This window comes from Daejeonella sp. (assembly GCF_046590655.1).
In the GTDB taxonomy this organism is placed as follows: domain Bacteria; phylum Bacteroidota; class Bacteroidia; order Sphingobacteriales; family Sphingobacteriaceae; genus Daejeonella.
In genome coordinates this window covers 1-19,338 of record NZ_JBKJUM010000054.1, presented here as the reverse complement: position 1 = coordinate 19,338, position 19,338 = coordinate 1, and the positions used below count along the sequence as shown (strand labels likewise).

The window sequence follows — 19,338 nt, the reverse complement described above, 5'->3', positions numbered from 1 at the left end:
AAATATCCCCTTTGGTTTGATTTGAATTACAAATGGTAGAAATAGGAAAGTTTAATGAACTCAGGTTCATCAAGAAAACAGATATTGGTTTAATTCTTACCGATGGGGAGAAGGAAGTCGTTTTGCCGTACGTTCATGCACCGCAGGATGCGGAACCCGGAGATAATCTCCATGTCTTCGTGTATATACATAGTGATGGCAGATTGATGGCAACAACTGAAACTCCCATTGCAATGGTGGGTGAGTTTGCCTTTTTAGAGGTCGTTGATGTGAATGAGCAGGGAGCATTTATGAATATGGGTATCGGCAAAGATGTATTCGTGCCTGAACGCGAGCAGAAACGTCCCATGCAGGTTGGCCAAAAGCACGTCGTATTTCTATATACAGATGAACGAAATGAACGTATTACTGCGTCTTCGCGTCTAACTGATTTTATCGATCAGGATAAGCATGATTTGGATGAAGGCGACGAAGTCAGCTTAATTATTTTTGATGAAAGCGACCTGGGGTATAGTGCCATTATCAACCAAAAATATGCTGGGCTACTGTATCATAACGAAGTATTTGAAGATCTTCAGGCTGGTGATGAGAAGCGTGGCTTTGTTAAAAAAATAAGGGAGGAAAACAAGATAGATCTAAGCTTGCAGGTAATTGGCTTCAGGCATATTCTTGATCTCAAGGATACCCTTCTGTTGGAGCTAAAGGAAAATGGCGGTATTATTAACCTTGGTGATAAAAGTTCACCAGAAGATATATATAACCAACTTAAGATCAGCAAAAAGGCTTTCAAAAAAGCTGTTGGCAGCCTTTATAAAGAGCGTCTGGTTTTGGTTTCAGATGACTCAGTTAAACTTGTGACAAAGCCTGTGGAAATTGACGATCAGGCTGAATAATTATTTGTTATTGAGCCGAAAAAAAGGTAATATTAATTAGCATTTGGTGTATCAAACAGTATTAATATGAAAATTGCTCTGACTTTTGGATTTATACTTTCAACACTTGGTTCATTCGCACAGAACGGCATTCCATCCCGAGCGATACAGATTCAAACTGCAGTCTTAGCAGCTCCTGCTGACAAGCGTGAAAAGTCTACAGTGTTGGGCTATAATGAAAAAGGTGTATTAGTGGAACTCAGGAAAGGAACAAATGAACTGATATGTCTCGCCGACGACCCAAAGATCCCGGGATTAAATGTTGCAAGCTATCACATAAATCTTGAACCGTTTATGAAGCGCGGAAGAGATCTCAGATATTCTGGAAAATCAGCAAAAGAATCAACTGACATCCGCGACGAAGAAGTAAAAAGCGGAAAGCTGCTTATGCCCGAACAGCCAGCAACCTTGTATGTGCTTACTGCCAAAGCCGAAAACTATGATGCTTACTCGGGAACCGTTAAAGATGGCTTTCTGAGATATGTGATTTACATACCCTATGCCACTGCAGAAAGTACAGGCCTCCCAACTAAGCCTGATGTCGCTGGGATGCCATGGCTTATGGATCCGGGAAGTCACCGTGCTCATATAATGATCACGCCTGCACCCAAAAATTAGGATTCAATAGAAACTTGTAGCCAAATAAGAGAAATTATTTTTACACCTTTTGAATAGTTGCTTACACGGTAAGTAATTATTGAATTTATTTGCTTTACGCCTAATTCAAGCGAAAAATCGTGTCTAATTTAATACTCATTTCCTGTCCTTGAATCTGGACATTCGCTAATGGGCAATGGGTAAAGACACAGTAATTCAAGCCTTTGATAAAACAATTCAAAATTTATGCCGTTATAAACGCAACCTTGTTAATAAACCGATCAATCACAAAATTAATTACAGAGGAATTAACCCCAGATACTTGAAGTGAGAAAATTATCTTGGAGCAAAGAACAAATTATGAAAAAATACATCTTTTACGTACTCGTATTAGCCTTAGGTTATGGGATTGGAATTGCATACAATTTAAACGGTTTCGGAAATTATCCAAATGCAGTATCAATCAATAATTCAGGTGATAAGCCTGGAGAATTTTCTGAAAGAGCACTGGTAATGCTAATGAAAGAACTTAAAATAAAATACCCTGAAGTTGCACTATCGCAAGCAAGACTTGAGACAGGTAATTTTACTTCAGCTATTTTCAAAGAGAACCACAACCTTTTTGGGATGAAAATGGCAGAGCTAAGGCCAACTTCCGCTATTGGGATCAACCGGGGCCACGCCTCATATTCAAATTGGAAAGAATCCGTTGTTGATTATGCCCTTTTTCAGAGTTTTATCATTTCCCGCTTAAAAACTGTAAGTAGAGATGCCTATCGCCAACATATTCAAAAATATTATTCAGAAACTTCTGACTATTTGGTGAGAATTGACCGGGTAGGAGTCAAAAGAGTTGATGATATTTTCAAATTAAAGATGTAACCCTAAGCGTTAGTCTTTCTATTCAGAAAACTTTCCTTTTTCATGGTGCGAGCAGCAACGACGGCGCTTATAAACATTAAAATGGCTCCGGCAAAAAATGGGGCTCCGGCAAATTTAATGGGTGAGCCAGGGCGGGTAAACCATGCGAAAAGATTGGTCATCAACAATGGGCCAATTATGGATGTTGCACTCATTAGGCTCGTCAAAGCGCCCTGCAATTCGCCTTGTTCATTCTTTGGTACATTTCCCGAAATGATTGATTGAAGTGCTGGCCCTGCAATTCCACCAAGGCAGTAAGGTATAAGAAAAACAAACATCATCCATCCCTGACTCGCAAATGCAAATAAAAATAATCCTAACGAGTAAAGAGCCAGACCGACGTAAATACTCTTTTCGTCGCCAAGTTTAGGATTGGTATAGCGGATTAACACCCCCTGTACAAGTGCCACGAATAAACCAACAACTGTAAGAGATATTCCCATAAGTGCATTGCTCCATTGAAATTTTTCAATGTTATAAAAAGTCCATGTGCTCTGAACCGCGTGGGCTGAGATGTAAACAAAGATCAGTGAAATTATAAGCCCACCTACCCCTTTGTACTTTTTCAACTGCATAAGGGATCCAAGAGGATTGGCACGCTTCCATTCAAAAGGCCTGCGATGCTCTTTACTGAGAGATTCCGGTAAAACAAAGTAACCGTAGATTACATTTAATAATGTTAGTCCGGCAGCTGCAATAAAAGGAACCCTGGGACCCAATTCCCCAAGTAATCCACCTAAGCCTGGTCCGATGATAAACCCCAGGCCAAAAGCGGCACCTATCATCCCGAAATTTTGTGCCCGGTTTTTATCAGTGCTAATATCTGCGATGTAGGCGGTTGCAGTTGTAAAACTTGCACCAAACACTCCGGCGATTATTCTCCCTAAAAAAAGCCACCAAATAGTTGGTGCAAGGGAAAGGAATATATAATCTATCCCAAAGCCGAACAACGAAAGGAGCAATACTGGTCTCCTCCCGTACTTATCGCTCAGGTTTCCAATTATAGGAGCACAAACAAACTGCATTATAGCATACGCAAAAGTCAACCACCCACTCCATTGCGAAGCTTCACTTATGTTACCATGAGTTAATTCCTGTATAAGCTGTGGAAACACGGGGATGATTAAGCCCAAACCGGTTACATCAATTAATAGGGTAATAAAAATGAAGCTTATAGCAGCTTTACGAGATGAAGCCATATCGTACTAAGTGAGAGGGAAATTTCAATGTGCCAGAGTTATTATATAAAAAGGTGCAACGAGAAAAAATTGAGTCAAATTTTGTCTTTCTCCTCACTTACGGAATGGTTTTCCTGATCCGGGATATTGAAATAAAACGTACTTCCTATATCCTGTGAAGATTCAACCCAAATTCTACCGCCATGCTTCTCAACAAAACTACGGCACAATCCCAGCCCCATTCCTGTACCCTTTTCGCCGGAAGTACCGTAGGATGTGAAGCCGGTACTATTGCTGAACAACTTTCCAATATCGTCCGAAGGAATTCCTATGCCATTGTCAACGACTGAAAACAGAATACCATTATCTTTTCGCTCAGCCGAAATTAACACTGTGCCTCCCTTATTAGAAAATTTAACAGCATTTGTGACAAGGTTTCGAATAATTGAAGCTAACATATGTTTATCAGCCCTAATTTGCAGCCCCTCATTAATTTTCTGTTTTAAATCAATCTGTTTAGCTTCTGCTATTGGATTTAATTTATTCATGGTATGCCTTACATCACCAGCAAGATCATCAATCAATGAAGGTATAAAATCAACTGAATGAAATTGGATTCTGGCCCATTCAAGCAAATCTTCCAGCAATTCATGCGCATTAAGCACTCCCGTCTGCATCATTCCCATATACTCCACCAATTCGTCTTTGCTCGAATTCTCTATATCCATAAATACAACCTCAAGCAGAGCTACGCATCCGGAAATAGGATTTCTCAGGTCGTGAGCAATTACAGAAAGAAGTTTGTTTTTCTGATCATTCAAGGTATTAAGATCGCTATTAAGTGATTTTAGAGAGTCTTCATGAAGCTTTCTATCCGTAACATCCCTCATACTTCCTTCAGTTCCAAACACTTCTCCATTCCTGACGATCAACTGAGCATTTACTGAACTGTATCTTTTCTCACCCGCTTTTGTTTTCAGACGCACCTCAAAATCGGTAACGATGCGATTTTTCTTGATGGTGTCAACCAATTGCTGTCTGTCAACTACACTAAAATAAAAATCGGTTACTGGTTTGCCAATTATTTCATCACGGGTATAACCCGAATGTTTTTCTATGGACGGACTGACTTCTGTCACTATCCCTTCCTGATCAGTCTGATAAAAAACATCCTGAATGTTTTCAAAAATCCTGCGAAATTTCTTTTCACTTTCTAAAAGTGCTGTCTCTGCTTCCTTAATTTTGGTTATGTCGTGAGTTAAACCCAATAATCCTGAGATCTTCCCATTGTCATACAAGGGTATCTTTGAACACAAAATGCATCTGGTTGTGCCATCTATCCAGGTTACTGTCAACTCACTGTTAATAATGGCTTTGCCCGTTGTTAAGACTTCTTTATCTTCGGCAGAAACTTGTTTTGCAAAATCGACGGGCAGAAGTTCAAAATTATCTTTGCCCAGAAGTTCTGAAGGATCATTAACACCCATAAACTCACATTCGGCTTTATTCACCAATACTTTACGTGATTGAAGGTCCTTAACAAAAATACTTGTCGGAATATTGTCGATAAGAGTGCGCAAAAGTTCACGTTCGTCCCTTAGGGCACTTTCAACACTCTTCTGGTTATCTTCTGCTTTTTTCCGTTCGGTAATATCAACCATAGAAACACTGGTCCGCTGAACCCCGTTGGAATCCCTGAAAGAAACAGAGGAAATCTCGTGTGGAAATCGTTCGCCGTTTTTTCGAATCCCTGTTAACTCGGCCTTGGCAAATCCACGTTCTTCACGTTCTTTAAGATACGATACTAGTTTTGGATCCGCTGTGTCCATAATTTCAGACCTGCCAAGGGCACGCATCTCATCGATAGTATAGCCGAACATATCCAAAGCAGCTTTATTGGCTTCAAGGATATAACCGTCGGGCTGAATGAGAAAATGGGCATTTAATGAGTTTTCTAGTATTGATTTATATTTCTCTTCACTATCCTTTAACTGTATACTTTGAATCTTTAACTCCTGAATATTCTGGATCGTCCCGGAAACCCGTATACATTGGTCCTCTTTAAAATGCGGATTACCACGAAGCTTTATCCATAGTGGATCACCCTTACTTGTAATAATCTCCACATCAAAATTAAAGGAAATGTCATTATCTTTTGCTTCATTAATCGCATTGTCAAACAGGATTTTATCGGAATCCGTTGTAAAAAACAGTTTAATGGTTTCGATATCAGGCACAAAATCATCAGCCACCTGGAAAATATGTTTAACCATAGACGACCAAAAAACATGCTGCGTAGGGATATCGTATTCCCAGGAACCAATTCTTGCGGCCTCATTTGTTTCATTCGAAAGATCAATATTTCGTTTTAATTGAATTTCCTGTGCCACTCGTTTTGTTATATCTTCAGAATACATAATGATTCCAGATATCTGCCCTTCGTTATTCCTCCAGGGCCGGATATCCCAGCATAACCACTGGATATCTCCGTTAAGTCTTACAAATTTATCTTTGGGATTACTCTGAATTTTACCCTGAAGGCATTCTTTATGTATCAATTTCCATTCTGCTCCAATCTCTGGAAACAACTCATAATGCGATTTTCCAATCAGTTGTTTTCCTTGCAAACTATAATCCTTAACCCACTGTTCTGAAGCAGCGATATATTTCATTTCTGTGTCAACAACAGCAATTGCAGTTGGTGTGGATGAAATAATATTGACCAAGTGATCTACGTTAGCTTCCATTTATGCGAGTAAAATTTTGAAATTGTGTATACGTCCGCAGACCATCTATATTACAGGATATTATTTTTGCGTTGGATTGCAAATACATCTTGCTAAAGATAAAAAACATCTATAATTTAAACAATTGTACTCCATTAATCTCTAAACAAATTAGTAATATGTCAGTTTTTCGTGAAATTTTGGAATCAGATCAACCAGTGCTGATCGATTTCTCTGCTGAATGGTGTGGCCCCTGTAAAATGATGGCGCCAATTTTAAAACAACTGAAATCCATGATAGGCGACCAAGCCAAAATTCTCAAAATAGATATCGATAAAAATCCGGCGATAGCACGCCAATATAATGTCCAAAGTGTTCCCACCCTTATACTATTTAAAAACGGGGAAATAAAGTGGCGCCAATCAGGTGTTATTCAGGCAATTCAGCTAAAATCAATAATTGAAGCCCAGTTAAAGGTTAGCTAAACAATGAAATGATATAAGAATATCACATTACCTGAAAATGCTGGTTTTTTCTGATCCTTTATTTCGAGCTCAACATGGATAGTGGCTTTTGTGATACCACGAAGATTGGCAATTGTTGCGAGTTTGACATTTAGCCTCACCTCACTATTTACCAGTACTGCTTGTCCGAACCTTAAATCTTCTATTCCGTAATTGATTTCCATTTTAAGATTCTGGATGTCTACAATCTTTTTCCATAAGTATGGAATGAGGGAAAGTGTGAGATAACCATGAGCTATTGTGGCTTTAAAAGGACCTTCATTTTCTGCTTTTGCGACATCCGTGTGTATCCACTGATGATCAAGTGTTGCATTAGCGAATTGATTGATCTGAGCTTGATTAATTTTATGATAGGGCGAGATTCCAAGGCTTTTCCCCAGGTAAGCCTCAAATTGCTCGTAGTTAGTTATAACAATCATCTTTTCAGAACTTAGTATTAAGAAACCATTTTTATTTAAAAATTATAATTTAGTATAGATCTCAATATGAGCATAAAATCTCATCGAAACGAAAATGTTCCGGGAATAACTTTTAAGATCGATTTAGAGATACTAAAATCAACCCCAAATTCCACAAAACAAATTATCTAAGTTTGTACCGATGAGTGAAAGTAGCCGGTTTGAGAAAAAGCCCAAAAACGCCATTTCTTTAAATATCATTACGTTAAAAGATCGTTTATCAGCTTTGTCTAATCTGCCGGCGTTTTTAAAGCTGGTATGGCGAACCAACGCAGCGCTAACTCTTTGCAGCGCAGCGTTGCGCCTTATCAAATCCGCCCTGCCTCTCTCTATGCTCTACATTGGAAAGCTTATCATTGATGACGTCGTGGCCATTAATAATGGAGCACCAGCAAGTGCGACTGACGATCTGTGGCTTCTTATTGGCATTGAATTCAGTCTCGCAATAGTAACCGATGTACTGAACAGAGCTATCACCTTAATAGATAGTTTGCTGGGCGACCTGTTCTCCAATTTTACTTCGGTACAGATTATGGATCACGCCGCCAAACTTGACCTTGATCAGTTTGAAGATTCTGTCTTCTACGATAAGATGGAACGAGCCAGACAACAAACTCTTGGCAGAACCCTGCTATTGTCGCAGGTAATGAGCCAGATTCAGGATATTATTACTATGCTTTTTCTGGCTGGCGGCCTAATAGCATTCAATCCCTGGCTAATATTTCTCTTGTTCGTTGCAATCATTCCTTCATTTATGGGAGAATCTTATTTTAACGATAAAAGTTATGCCCTCACGCGAGGTCAAACTCCTGAAAGGCGCGAACTCGATTATATCCGTTTCCTCGGTGCAAGTGATGAGACAGCAAAGGAGGTAAAAATGTTCAACTTATCCGGATTCATAACGGACCGGTTCAGGATTTTGTCAGGAAAATTTTACAACGATAATAAAACGCTGGTGATAAGCCGTGCCGGTTGGGGAGCTTTTTTTTCAGTGCTGGGAAGTGTGGGATATTACCTTGCATATATAATAATTATAATAAGGACTATTGAAGGAAAAGTGAGCATTGGTGAATTAACTTTTCTTGCAGGCTCATTCAGGCAGATGCGATCCCTGCTGGAGGGTATATTAACAAGATTCACAAACATTTCTCAGGGGGCAATTTATTTGAATGATTTCTTTGAATTTTTTGAGATACAACCGCGCATTCTTCCGGTTAAAGGTTCTCTTGCCTTTCCTACACCATTAAAGACAGGGTTTACTTTTGAAAATGTTGGATTCCGGTACGTAAATTCTGACAAATGGGCGAACCGGCATTTAAGTTTTACTTTTAATGCTGGTGAGAAACTCGCCCTGGTTGGAGAGAATGGAGCAGGGAAGTCGACGCTGGTAAAGTTGTTAGCTCGTTTGTATGATCCTACAGAAGGCAGGATTCTTCTCGATGGGATTGACTTAAAACAATACGACTTGTTCGATCTGAGGAGAAATATGGGTATTATTTTCCAGGACTTTCTTAAATACCAAATGACTTTTGCGCATAATATTGCTGTTGGAAATATTGCAAAAAAAGATAACCTCGACTTGATTAAAATAGCTGCAAAAAAGAGTCTTGCCGATTTACTGGCGAATCGATTACCGAATCATTATGATCAGATGCTGGGTAAAAGGTTTGCAGATGGTGTGGAACTTTCGGGCGGGGAATGGCAAAAAGTAGCCCTGGCCCGCGCATATATGAAAGATACACCATTGATGATTCTGGACGAGCCCACAGCAGCTTTAGATGCAAGAGCAGAATTTGAGGTCTTCGAGCGGTTTTCAGAACTCACTCTAGGAAAATCAGCAGTTTTAATATCTCATCGTTTTTCAACAGTTCGTATGGCCGATCGTATTTTAGTGCTGGATGAGGGCGAGCTAATCGAAATAGGCAGCCACGAGGAACTGCTCAATAGAGGCGGCCGATATGCCGAACTCTTTAATCTTCAGGCCATGGGTTACAGATAACCAGAGACAAGATGGCAAGGAATAATATTCAGGATTCAAAACTAACTTACAGGCTGGTTGCAATAGCATGCATGTTAATTGTTCTAATATTGATTTTCAGTTTAAGATTTAAACCCGAAATCGTTGAAATTTACTATTCAAATGGAATTTTTCCTATCATCCGACAAGGGTTCCAATTCCTTTTCAATTATGTACCCTTTAGCACAGGAGATGTACTCTATATAATAATCATTGTGTTTCTATTACTCGGGATTTATAAATTTATCCTGTTTCTTATCCGTAAACAGTTCGGAAACGCTGGTTTATTATTCCTGGGCTTTGTACTCCAACTCGAGATAGCAATTACAATTTTTTACATTGCCTGGGCACTAAATTACTTCAGGCAGCCAGCGCAGAATCGGTTGAATTTGCAGACCTACGAATACACTGCCGCCGATCTTATAAAGGTTACATCTCTACTTATCGATTCCGCAAATTTAAGCCGTTCTTCACTTAAAGTGTCAGATTTCCAAGTTGCAAATGAGCAAATAGTGGGTCCAGCAATTAAAGCCATGGTTGGATTATCAACCTTCAATCCTCCTTTAATCGCGATCAGTCCATCTGCCAAAATCAGTCTCTTAAGTCCGCTTTTAAATTATATAGGCACTTCTGGATATTACAATCCATTTACAGGCGAAGCCCAATTTAATAGTTTGATGCCTGTTTTTACTCAGCCTTTTATTGCTTGCCATGAAATGGCCCATCAAATGGGATTCGGCGCCGAGGATGAAGCAAACTTTGCTGGTTTTATCGCTGGGAAATCTTCCGAAAACAATTTGCTAAAGTACTCGGCCTATTATCTGGCCTCGCAGGAATTTATGAATGAGGTTTGGAGAACCGACAGTGTTACATTTATAATTATAAAAAACAAGATATCCCCTGCGGTGATCCAGGATTTGGAAATAGAGCGGCAATACTGGACTAAATATCAGGGCGGCGCAGCTAAATTGAGCAGCGTATTTTATGACAACTATTTGAAAGCTAATAAACAGCCGGAAGGTTTAAAAACCTATAATCGGATGATTAAACTATCCATGGCTTATTACAAGAAAGAAGGTTTAATCAAATAAATACCAGAAATAGTGGTTTCCGTATTGCTAGACCCTCGGCTCCCACCCTTTCTGATAGTCGCGTTTCCAGAACTTCATTGCATCCTTATCGTTCTTGATATGCCCGTTGCTTGGATCAATATTTAACGTTTTGCCAGATCGTTGAGCAATATTTCCGAGCTGCACTAATAATGTACTTTTATGTCCACCGAAGATATCTGCGTTTAATGCTTTACCATCCTTAATGGCCTCAACGAAATTTTGAAGATGGAATGCGTCTAACTGCTGGGACGGACTCGTCAGGCTGCTTGTATTTACTACTGAAGTAGCTTTAACCTGGTTAATAATTTTATTTTTAAGATCGTAAATGGTGTAAGCATTGCCTCCGGTAATAACCAACGAGCCATTTTCCCCGTAAAATATCACACCTACACTATCTCCCTCCATTGGATATGGATTACAACTCCGGCCTTCCCAAGCAATTGTAGACCTATTAGCAAATTCCATGGTGATAACTTGAGTGTCAGGAGTTTCCCAATCATCCTGATAACGATAGCGCCCCCCTGATGAACTTACCTTTGTAGGATAATCAACTCCCAGCCCCCAACGGGCCAGATCCACCATATGAGTTCCATTATTCAAAGCTTCCCCGGTTCCCCAATGCCAATGCCAATGCCAGTTATAATGAATTAAATTGTCTTTGTAAGGCATTCGTGGAGCCGGCCCCTGCCACAGATCATAATCCAGCCATGCCGGAACCGGAGCAGCCTTACCAATTCCAATTGACGGACGATTATTGGTATACCATGTCTTAGCAAAATAGGGACGACCAATTACGCCGGCGTGAAGCTCTCCGATTCCTTTAACAACATTTGGCCAGGAACGACGCTGGTTACCCATTTGAATAACATTCTTGTATTTCAACGCCGCGGCAACCAGTAATTCGCCTTCGTTTGGATTATGGCTGCAGGGCTTTTCAAGATAAACATGCTTGCCTGCCGCAGAAGCGAGAATAGCGGCTGGAGCATGCCAATGGTCTGGGGCTGCTACAACCAGCGCATCTACATCTTTGTCTTCAAGAGCTTTTCGAAAGTCTGGTACGGCCTTCGGACTTGAATTTTGGATTTTGCGTACACTGTCTATACATATCTGTGCTGCACGACTATCCACATCACAAATATTATATACTTCACAATTTTTTTGAGCAGCAAAGTTATTTGAAAGTGCAAGCCCGCGGGAGTTTACTCCCATCACAGCCAACCTTACACGTTCATTAGCTCCCATAATCCGCGCGTAGCTGCTAGCGCTAAACGCCGGCAAAACACCGCCAAAGGATAATGCTGCTGCACCTGTAACAGTTTTTTTTATAAAATCTCTCCTGGAATCAGACTTGTTATTCATAATAGGTTTTTGTCCGGCTACAGCCGGGATTAGCGAAATATCAAAATTTCAATCTTTTTTTTTCATCTTAGGGTAAACCGATGCCAATGTAACGGGGTCGCCATTCTTCTGTCTGCTAACTTGAGCAGCCTCCATAAATGCATAAATTTCCAGGGTCTCCTCTGGACTTACCGGAACTACTCCTGTTCGGAAAAATTTAATGATCTGAACAAGCAAAGGGTTATAGCCGCCATAATCCCCCACTGATGCAGCACCTTTTTCACCAAAAGCAGTTCCTCCATAAATATGTTTTCCATTTCTGGTTCCCCTAAACGTACCAATGCGCCCATCATCCCATGTACCAACAACCATATCAGTTTCGGGCGTATAAATTCTGCTTACTTTTTTACATCCCGTTCCCATTAGCGTGTAAAGAATCTCAACGCCATGAATCCCGTACCAAAACAGATCAGGGTGCGTGCTTTCAAGTGTTGCCGGACTGTAAGCATCCGCTCCAAAAATCTTACCTACTTTACCTTTTGCAATCTCTTGTGCACCAGCAGTAAATCTTAGTGAGGAAGAAGAAAAAACTGGAACATTCGCGACTCTTGCTGCCTCGAAAATGGTCATCGCGTCCTTCAATGATCCGGCAATTGGCTTATCAATGAAAAATGGCTTACGGGCTTTAATAACCTGTAATGCCTGTTCCAAGTGAAGGCGACCATCATTCGTTTCCAGCAATACTACATCCACCTCTTTAAGCAGCTCGTCAATTGATGAACTGATTTTCACACCCAGCTTTTTAATATCCTCTGTATATCCAGCTATCCTGTCAAAACTGCTTTTTAGGTCTTTGCTTCCAAAGGGGTAAGCAGCTACAACCTTATATCCCCCAAACTCTGCATTTGCTGCTGGGTCATTTAAAGTCTTTGTAAAAGCAATGCTATGTGATGTGTCAAGCCCAATTATCCCAACTCGTGTGCCGGCAGGACTATCTACTCTAAAAATACTCATCGTATCACTCAGAGCATTACTGGCAATAGTTATCCCTGCCACCGACAAACTGGTAGCCCTAATAAACTTCCTGCGATTCAACATACTTTTCATATTCTCAATTTACCACAAAAAATCCACTTTTTTTTATTACAAATCCTGAATTGGTGTCATCTTAGGTACCAGTACCCGGAACATAATGAACCATGCTATCAGATAAGCTGTTCCGCAGAAAAGAAATAATATGTAATAACCTGTTTCAACCTCGCCAAGCGCCCTGTAATGATCCAAAAGCGCACCGGCAGTTTTCGCAATAATGATAGCCCCGAAACCGCCGAACATGCCTCCAATACCAATTACAGCCCCAATTGAGCTTTTAGGAAACATATCTGAAACGGTAGTAAAAATATTTGCAGACCAAGCCTGATGGGCCGAAGCTGCAATTCCAATGATTATCACGGCATACCACATATTATATGAACCTGCTTCTTGGGAAAACATAACCATTAAGGGGAAAATTGCATATATAAGCATGGCAGTTTTTCGGGCTCTTACAATACTCCATCCTTTGCTTTTTACAAACCACATGGGAAGCCATCCTCCTAAAACACTACCCACACCTGCCATGATGTATACTACTGCTACAGGAAAGCTAATTTCCATGCCCACAAGGTTATATTCTGCAATTAAGAAAGCAGGTAGCCAGAACAAGAAAAACCACCACACACCATCTGATAAGAATTTGCCTACCGCAAATGCCCAGGTTTGTTTATAAGTTAACAATTTGGTCCAGGGTACTATCGTTTGCTTTTCTTCCGAAACAGCATTGTTCATATCAGGATCGCTGTGTATATATGCAAGCTCAGCCTTTGAAACCTTTTTATGTTTATCTGGCAATTCATACATCACAAACCAGAAGGCAAGCCATAGAAATCCAACAGCACCTGTTGCAATAAAAGCCATTTGCCAGCCATAAGTTACCGCAAGCCATGGAACTACCAGGGGTGCAATAACAGCTCCTATGTTTGTCCCGCAATTGAAAATTCCCGTTGCCAGAGCGCGTTCCTTTTTAGGAAACCACTCTGCAACAACTTTAATTGCCGCTGGAAAGTTACCTGCCTCTGTAACTCCTAAAAATGCTCTGAATATTCCAAAGCCAAATGTGCTGGTAGCAAATGCATGCATTACCGACGCAATACTCCATAAAAACAAAGAGATTGCATACCCTAGTTTCGTACCTATCCTATCAATAACGCTTCCTATGCCCACCATCCCAAGCGCATAGGCGAGTTGAAAAGAGGCAACTATATTAGCATAATCAGATTCGGTCCATTGAAATTCTTTCTCGAGAACAGGCTTAAGTAAACTGATTACTTGCCTGTCCAGATAATTAATGGTAGTGGCAAAAAACACCAGAGAACAAATTGTCCAACGATAATTAGTCATATAGTAATCATTTGAAGGTTAAATAAATGTCGGTATTCAGAATGGTAAATGTTTATCCCTTTAAATTCAGAACCCCTATTGATGAGCAATATCGTAAATTAAAGTGCAGAATTGCAAGTCTAAAGTTAAGCAATAGCGCATCCATCAAATAAAATTAACAAGGTAAATAACTTGAACTTCGACGTTGGCAGACTTTTTGTCTTTATAGGTCTATCTTATTTATCTAAACCATAAGATCGTTCTTTTTCCTCAGTTAAAAGTTAAACAACAAAGAAATCCCGTCCCCACGGGATTTCTTGTTTGTGCTAAAAAAACCACAGTGACCTAAATTATTGGTATAAAAGTTTCAAAAGCAGGACACTTTTTTAGCCTAAGCTGCGGTGTGCAAGCAAAATGGCGAAAACGCCTACCGGAATAAATGTTCTTGATAAATTTACCTTCAGCGGATTACCTAAGGGCCGCCCCACCCTTATCTGCGGAACAGCAGGGTGTGGAAAAACCTTATTTTCTTTAGAATTATAAGAAAGTGGAAAAAGAATATCATTTAAGGCTATATAAAGTTATGCCAACATAATTCTAAAACAGGCGTTCAAATTTATGCTTCCACGTCCATTAAAATGTCCTTATAAGATCTTTGTTTTATAAAAAAATACTACTAGGTTTAATGCCTAATCTTTAATTAAAATATTATGATAAAATCTAATAGACGGAGATTTCTTGCTTCAGCAGCTGGCTTAGCCGCCGTCACCGTAGTAAATGCAACGCCCATGAGAACAAAAGAAAAAAAGTCGATCGCACATCAGGTATATTTCTGGCTTAAAAACCCAGGTTCAAGTGAAGACCGCGACGAATTAATAAAAGGAGTTAAAACGCTGAGAAAAATCGAATCAGTTAAGAAACTTACAGTCGGCGTTGTTGCAGCGACAGAAAAAAGGGAGGTGATAGACGACACCTGGAGTGTTTCTGAACTCGTCTTATTTAATGATCTGGCAGGCGAAGCAGCTTATCAGGTGGATCCCATACATCTGGATTTCATAACGAATTACAGCAAACTTTGGTCTAAGGTTGTGGTTTACGATTCATCTGAAGTTTAAATGAAAGTTAATAAATTCTGAAATTCATTCTATCTAATCGGTAATTGCCATGCAAGTCTACTAACCAAGAATTCAACAAATTAGTAGAGAAACAAATCATAATACATGTATGGGAGAAAAGTTGAAGGAAACGATTGATCCAATAAGCACCGGTGAAAAACATCAGGCAGTAGAAAGAGCGAAGGCGGAAGAAGCCCTACGCATATCGGAAGAGAAATACCGTGCGCTGTTCGATTCCATTGACGAGGGATTCAGCATACTGGAAGTATTGTTTGACGATAGTGGTAAAGCGGTTGATTACACTTTTCTTGAAATGAATAGTGCTCACGAGGCAATGACCGGTTTGTCTCAAGCGGCGATAGGTATGCGAGTTAATGAACTCATTTCAGACCTGGAAGCTGATGTGTTTGAACGTCTCGGGAAAGTCGTCCTTACCGGGGAGCCTGTCCGCTACGAACAGTATGTAAGCGAATGGAACCGTTGGTTCGATGTTTTTTCATCACGGGTAGGCGGCAACGGTAGCCTGAAAGTTGCCAATTTGTTTACCAATATTACAAAACGCAAACAGGCCGAAGCAAAGATAAAAGAAAGCGAAAGCCGTTTCCGCACTATGGCCGATGCCTCACCATTTCTAATCTGGACGATCGGCGCCGATGGCCTATCTTCCTATTACAACAAAACATTTCTTGATTTTATTGGCGTAGCCAAGGATGAAGACATTTCTGACTGGGGAAAAATTGTTCATCCAGATGATGTTGAGTTCACGTTAAACACGATAAATACGGCCATTGCCGAACGCCGCTCTTACTCATTGGAATGCCGCATGTTAAGGGCTGATAGGCAATGGCGCTGGGTGCTGGCACAAGGCAATCCAAGTCTGAATACCGATAATGAGTTTTTGGGTTTTGTCGGTTCCTCCGTTGACATAACCGAACGAAGGGAAAGTGAAACAAAAATTAAAGAAAGCGAACAACGCTTTCAAAACCTCGTGCGGAATGCCACTGTAGGAATTGTTGTTCTGACAGGAGAAAGCATGAAGGTGGAAATTGTGAATGAAGCATATGGTCGGCTTATTAATCTGAAACCGGAAGACTTGTTAGGCAAACCACTTTTTAGTCTTATCCCTGATGAAGAAGAGTATTATAGACCCTTAATAGAGAAAGTACGGCAATCCGGTAATCCTCTTCATCTCTACGATAGCCCTTACACCGTAAAAGTAAATGGAAACCGCATTGAGGGATTTGTGCACATAGTGTATCAGCCGTATCGCGACAAGCAAGGAAAAACTCAGGGTGTAATGGGAATCCATCAGGATGTAACTGAAGCGGTGAAGTCAAGAAAAAAAGTAGAAGAAAGCGAAAAAAAATTTCAAGCAGCAATTTCAGCAGTTGAAGGCATTATCTGGACAAACAATGCAAATGGTGAAATGGTAGGTGAACAGCCTGGATGGGCTAAATTGACCGGCCAGAGTGTTGAAGAATACCAGGGTTATAACTGGTCTTCAGCCGTTCATCCCGACGATGCACAACCCACAGTAGATGCATGGAACAAAGCAGTAAAAAATCAAAGCATATTTGAATTTGAACACAGGTTAAATACAAAGCAAAATGGATGGAGACTATTTTCTGTTAAAGCCGTTCCAGCCATTGATGAAAATGGTATAATTAAACAATGGGTCGGTGTTCATACAGACATCACCGAACAACGTGAAGCCGCGAAAAAAATAAAGGATAGTGAATCATATTTCCGAAGATTAACTGATACTGTTCCAGCAATTATCTGGATTACCGAACCCAATGGAACTTGCAGCTATTTGAATAAGCTCTGGTACGACTATACCGGACAAACCGAAGAGGAAGCCAAGGGCTCGGGCTGGCTCGAAGCCACACACCCAGATGATAAAGAACTGGTAGCTGAAATTTTTATTAAGGCCAATTCAGAGCAGAAGCCTTTTTCTTTAACCTACCGGCTTCGTAATTCGAGAGGAGAATATCGCTGGGCAGTAAATAGCGGAAGCCCGAAGTTTGATGCAGAAGATATATTTGAAGGGATGATTGGTACGGTGGTAGATGTGCATGAAGAAAAATTAGCAGAAGAAAAATTGACCTACCGCACTGCTCTGCTTGAGGCACATAGCCAAGCGAGTGTAGACGGGATTTTGCTGGTAGACGCGAAAGGGAAAATTATTTCATTTAACCAACGCTTCGTTGAAATATGGAACATGCCGCAACATATTGTTGATGCCAAAGATGATGAAGCAGCCCTTTCATTTGCTATGACACAATTAGTAAGCCCACATTTATTTATTGATAAAGTAAAATACCTCTATGAGCATCCAACAGAAACAAGCCTTGACGAATTGGATTTTAAAGATGGTAAAATAGTAGAAAGAAATGGTTATCCGGTAATTGGAGAAGATGGCAGTTATTACGCCTGGAGCTGGACCTTCAAAGATATTACCAAACAGAAACATTATGAGAAGACTATCATTGAAAGTGAACAACGCTTCCGAACATTAGCGGAAACTCTGCCGCAATTAATATGGATGACGAATGAAAAAGGTATTTATGAATACGCTTCAAACCATTGGATAAATTATTCAGGACTTGACCCCTATCTGGAAGATAGGTGGGAAAAATTAATTCATTCTCATGATCTGGAAAGCCTGAAGCAAGGTTGGGAAAGCAGCCTACAAACCGGCCAAACCTTCTATTCAGAAGCGAGGCTTAAAAATAAAGCCGGTGCATATCGCTGGCATCTGGTTCAGGGAGAACCGATAAAAAACGAAAAAGGATCAATAATTAAATGGCTCGGTGCTTTCACTGACATTGAAAATTTAAAAGAAGAACAAAAACAAAAAAATGATTTTCTCTCGATGGCAAGCCATGAGCTTAAAACCCCGGTTACCACAATAAAAGCATACGGACAAATTATTGAACGCCTCCTAGAAGAAAAGGAAGATTTACAAACATTGGGCTTGGTAAAAAGGATGAGTAAACAGGTTAATCGGCTTACCATACTTATAAAAGATCTCTTGGACGTAACAAAAATGCAAAAGGGCGGCTTAGTCCGATACGAATCGGTTTTTAATTTTAATGACCTGGTAAAAGAAGTGATTGATGATATGCAAAAGACGATCGCAACTCATCAAATATTGGGTAATCTGAATGCTGATTTAAAAATACAGGGAGACAAAGATAAATTGGGTCAGGTACTCGATAATTTAATATCAAACGCAACAAAGTATTCGCCCGGTGCCGAAAAAATTATTGTTAGTACCCAGATTGTAAAAGACGGCGTCCAATTGAGCGTTCAGGACTTTGGCATCGGAATTTCAACGAAGGGACAACAGCGTGTCTTTGAACAATTTTACCGGGTTACCGGCGAAAATCAATCGACTTTTCAGGGGATGGGTATCGGCTTGTATATATGCGCAGAAATAATCAAAAAAGAAGGTGGCAAGATCTGGGTAGAGAGTGTGGCCGGCAAGGGGTCCGTGTTTTATGTTTGGCTGCCGTTGAGTCATACAATATAAAGAACTTCAAGTTCCTATTTCTGTGTGTAGAATGCTTGTATCTCGAATAACAACGTGATTGCAAATACAATCGCATAAATGCAAAATCCCCTTCAGTGCTACCTGAAGGGGACTAATTGCGGACCGGACGGGACTCGAACCCGCGACCTCCGCCGTGACAGGGCGGCATTCTAACCAACTGAACTACCGGTCCGTAGTTCTATTTATTTGTAATCTTTTTAACATATCAGACTAGAGACTACTGCTCAGGAAAGATACAATTTATTTTTGTGATCCCACTGGGATTGCCCCGTTTTCCATCGGGTAAACTTCTCATCCCAGTGAATGTTTAATCGTGCTTCGCACATTTATGTGATCCCGCTGGGATTCGAACCCAGGACCACTACATTAAAAGTGTAATGCTCTACCAGCTGAGCTACGGAATCATTATTAGAACTACTTTCAAGATCGTTTTTCTTAAAAGTGAG

General features: G+C 40.3%; 15 protein-coding genes and 2 tRNA genes. 9 read left to right on the top strand and 8 right to left on the bottom strand.

Features of this window, described 5'->3' with window-relative positions; genetic code table 11:
- Nucleotides 1–32 precede the first annotated feature (32 nt).
- The 3 genes from ACLL8Z_RS05870 (at nucleotide 33) to ACLL8Z_RS05860 (ending at nucleotide 2,411) form a co-directional block, all read left to right on the top strand.
- The gene (locus ACLL8Z_RS05870) at nucleotides 33–893 is read left to right on the top strand and encodes a S1 RNA-binding domain-containing protein (protein ID WP_411273834.1); all 861 of its coding nucleotides are present in this window, start codon (nucleotides 33–35) and stop codon (nucleotides 891–893) included.
- A gap of 66 nt (nucleotides 894–959) precedes the next feature.
- Nucleotides 960–1,550 carry a hypothetical protein gene (locus ACLL8Z_RS05865; protein WP_411273833.1) on the top strand — a complete coding sequence of 197 codons (591 nt, stop codon included), beginning with the start codon at nucleotides 960–962 and terminating at the stop codon, nucleotides 1,548–1,550.
- A gap of 339 nt (nucleotides 1,551–1,889) precedes the next feature.
- Nucleotides 1,890–2,411 carry a glucosaminidase domain-containing protein gene (locus tag ACLL8Z_RS05860; protein ID WP_411273832.1) on the top strand — a complete coding sequence of 174 codons (522 nt, stop codon included), beginning with the start codon at nucleotides 1,890–1,892 and terminating at the stop codon, nucleotides 2,409–2,411.
- A 2-nt stretch (nucleotides 2,412–2,413) separates the two neighbouring features.
- On the opposite strand, the gene ACLL8Z_RS05855 is transcribed toward ACLL8Z_RS05860, so the two are convergent.
- A complete protein-coding gene (locus ACLL8Z_RS05855) occupies nucleotides 2,414–3,649 on the bottom strand; it encodes a TCR/Tet family MFS transporter (protein ID WP_411273831.1) in 1,236 nt (411 codons plus the stop codon).
- Nucleotides 3,650–3,723: 74 nt separating this feature from the next.
- Nucleotides 3,724–6,375: a PAS domain S-box protein gene (locus ACLL8Z_RS05850; protein ID WP_411273830.1), complete on the bottom strand. Its 2,652-nt coding sequence runs from the start codon at nucleotides 6,373–6,375 to the stop codon at nucleotides 3,724–3,726.
- A gap of 158 nt (nucleotides 6,376–6,533) precedes the next feature.
- Here ACLL8Z_RS05850 and trxA point away from each other — a divergent pair, with 158 nt between their 5' ends.
- Nucleotides 6,534–6,839, top strand: a complete 306-nt coding sequence (gene trxA / locus ACLL8Z_RS05845; RefSeq protein ID WP_411273829.1) for a thioredoxin — start codon at nucleotides 6,534–6,536, stop codon at nucleotides 6,837–6,839.
- Here trxA and ACLL8Z_RS05840 read toward each other — a convergent pair.
- Complete coding sequence (locus tag ACLL8Z_RS05840) at nucleotides 6,836–7,297, bottom strand: MaoC family dehydratase (protein ID WP_411273828.1); 462 nt, start codon at nucleotides 7,295–7,297, stop codon at nucleotides 6,836–6,838. The two genes, trxA and ACLL8Z_RS05840, sit on opposite strands and share 4 nt — an antisense overlap.
- A 181-nt stretch (nucleotides 7,298–7,478) precedes the next feature.
- Here ACLL8Z_RS05840 and ACLL8Z_RS05835 point away from each other — a divergent pair, with 181 nt between their 5' ends.
- Entirely contained in the window at nucleotides 7,479–9,335 is a 1,857-nt protein-coding gene (locus ACLL8Z_RS05835) for an ABC transporter ATP-binding protein (protein WP_411273827.1), read from the top strand.
- A gap of 11 nt (nucleotides 9,336–9,346) precedes the next feature.
- A complete protein-coding gene (locus ACLL8Z_RS05830; RefSeq protein ID WP_411273826.1) occupies nucleotides 9,347–10,444 on the top strand; it encodes a DUF3810 domain-containing protein in 1,098 nt (365 codons plus the stop codon).
- 27 nt (nucleotides 10,445–10,471) lie between these two features.
- On the opposite strand, the gene ACLL8Z_RS05825 is transcribed toward ACLL8Z_RS05830, so the two are convergent.
- From ACLL8Z_RS05825 to ACLL8Z_RS05815, 3 genes are read right to left on the bottom strand one after another with little or no spacing between them, the layout of a single operon-like run.
- Complete coding sequence (locus tag ACLL8Z_RS05825) at nucleotides 10,472–11,824, bottom strand: Gfo/Idh/MocA family protein (RefSeq protein WP_411273825.1); 1,353 nt, start codon at nucleotides 11,822–11,824, stop codon at nucleotides 10,472–10,474.
- A 48-nt stretch (nucleotides 11,825–11,872) separates the two neighbouring features.
- Nucleotides 11,873–12,910 (bottom strand): Gfo/Idh/MocA family protein, encoded by a 1,038-nt coding sequence (locus ACLL8Z_RS05820; RefSeq protein ID WP_411273824.1) that lies wholly within the window; start codon nucleotides 12,908–12,910, stop codon nucleotides 11,873–11,875.
- A gap of 36 nt (nucleotides 12,911–12,946) precedes the next feature.
- A complete protein-coding gene (locus tag ACLL8Z_RS05815) occupies nucleotides 12,947–14,242 on the bottom strand; it encodes an MFS transporter (RefSeq protein WP_411273823.1) in 1,296 nt (431 codons plus the stop codon).
- 393 nt (nucleotides 14,243–14,635) lie between these two features.
- Here ACLL8Z_RS05815 and ACLL8Z_RS05810 point away from each other — a divergent pair, with 393 nt between their 5' ends.
- From ACLL8Z_RS05810 to ACLL8Z_RS05800, 3 genes are all read left to right on the top strand, one after another.
- Nucleotides 14,636–14,764: an ATPase domain-containing protein gene (locus tag ACLL8Z_RS05810; RefSeq protein ID WP_411273822.1), complete on the top strand. Its 129-nt coding sequence runs from the start codon at nucleotides 14,636–14,638 to the stop codon at nucleotides 14,762–14,764.
- A 167-nt stretch (nucleotides 14,765–14,931) separates the two neighbouring features.
- On the top strand, nucleotides 14,932–15,336 hold the full coding sequence (locus ACLL8Z_RS05805) for a Dabb family protein (protein ID WP_411273821.1): 405 nt from the start codon (nucleotides 14,932–14,934) through the stop codon (nucleotides 15,334–15,336).
- 109 nt (nucleotides 15,337–15,445) lie between these two features.
- Entirely contained in the window at nucleotides 15,446–18,871 is a 3,426-nt protein-coding gene (locus tag ACLL8Z_RS05800) for a PAS domain S-box protein (RefSeq protein WP_411273820.1), read from the top strand.
- A 119-nt stretch (nucleotides 18,872–18,990) separates the two neighbouring features.
- On the opposite strand, the gene ACLL8Z_RS05795 is transcribed toward ACLL8Z_RS05800, so the two are convergent.
- Together ACLL8Z_RS05795 and ACLL8Z_RS05790 are read right to left on the bottom strand one after the other, a co-directional pair.
- Nucleotides 18,991–19,064 (bottom strand) — tRNA-Asp (locus tag ACLL8Z_RS05795).
- A gap of 159 nt (nucleotides 19,065–19,223) precedes the next feature.
- Nucleotides 19,224–19,296, bottom strand: a tRNA-Lys gene (locus ACLL8Z_RS05790).
- Nucleotides 19,297–19,338 lie beyond the last annotated feature (42 nt).

Excerpts from the sequence above, each read along its gene's own strand:
- ACLL8Z_RS05870 (WP_411273834.1), top strand. The coding sequence starts at position 33 with ATGGTAGAAATAGGAAAGTTTAATGAACTCAGGTTCATCAAGAAAACA.
- ACLL8Z_RS05865 (WP_411273833.1), top strand. The coding sequence starts at position 960 with ATGAAAATTGCTCTGACTTTTGGATTTATACTTTCAACACTTGGTTCA.
- ACLL8Z_RS05860 (WP_411273832.1), top strand. The coding sequence starts at position 1,890 with ATGAAAAAATACATCTTTTACGTACTCGTATTAGCCTTAGGTTATGGG.
- ACLL8Z_RS05855 (WP_411273831.1), bottom strand. The coding sequence starts at position 3,649 with ATGGCTTCATCTCGTAAAGCTGCTATAAGCTTCATTTTTATTACCCTA.
- ACLL8Z_RS05850 (WP_411273830.1), bottom strand. The coding sequence starts at position 6,375 with ATGGAAGCTAACGTAGATCACTTGGTCAATATTATTTCATCCACACCA.
- trxA (WP_411273829.1), top strand. The coding sequence starts at position 6,534 with ATGTCAGTTTTTCGTGAAATTTTGGAATCAGATCAACCAGTGCTGATC.
- ACLL8Z_RS05840 (WP_411273828.1), bottom strand. The coding sequence starts at position 7,297 with ATGATTGTTATAACTAACTACGAGCAATTTGAGGCTTACCTGGGGAAA.
- ACLL8Z_RS05835 (WP_411273827.1), top strand. The coding sequence starts at position 7,479 with ATGAGTGAAAGTAGCCGGTTTGAGAAAAAGCCCAAAAACGCCATTTCT.
- ACLL8Z_RS05830 (WP_411273826.1), top strand. The coding sequence starts at position 9,347 with ATGGCAAGGAATAATATTCAGGATTCAAAACTAACTTACAGGCTGGTT.
- ACLL8Z_RS05825 (WP_411273825.1), bottom strand. The coding sequence starts at position 11,824 with ATGAATAACAAGTCTGATTCCAGGAGAGATTTTATAAAAAAAACTGTT.
- ACLL8Z_RS05820 (WP_411273824.1), bottom strand. The coding sequence starts at position 12,910 with ATGAAAAGTATGTTGAATCGCAGGAAGTTTATTAGGGCTACCAGTTTG.
- ACLL8Z_RS05815 (WP_411273823.1), bottom strand. The coding sequence starts at position 14,242 with ATGACTAATTATCGTTGGACAATTTGTTCTCTGGTGTTTTTTGCCACT.
- ACLL8Z_RS05810 (WP_411273822.1), top strand. The coding sequence starts at position 14,636 with ATGGCGAAAACGCCTACCGGAATAAATGTTCTTGATAAATTTACCTTC.
- ACLL8Z_RS05805 (WP_411273821.1), top strand. The coding sequence starts at position 14,932 with ATGATAAAATCTAATAGACGGAGATTTCTTGCTTCAGCAGCTGGCTTA.
- ACLL8Z_RS05800 (WP_411273820.1), top strand. The coding sequence starts at position 15,446 with ATGGGAGAAAAGTTGAAGGAAACGATTGATCCAATAAGCACCGGTGAA.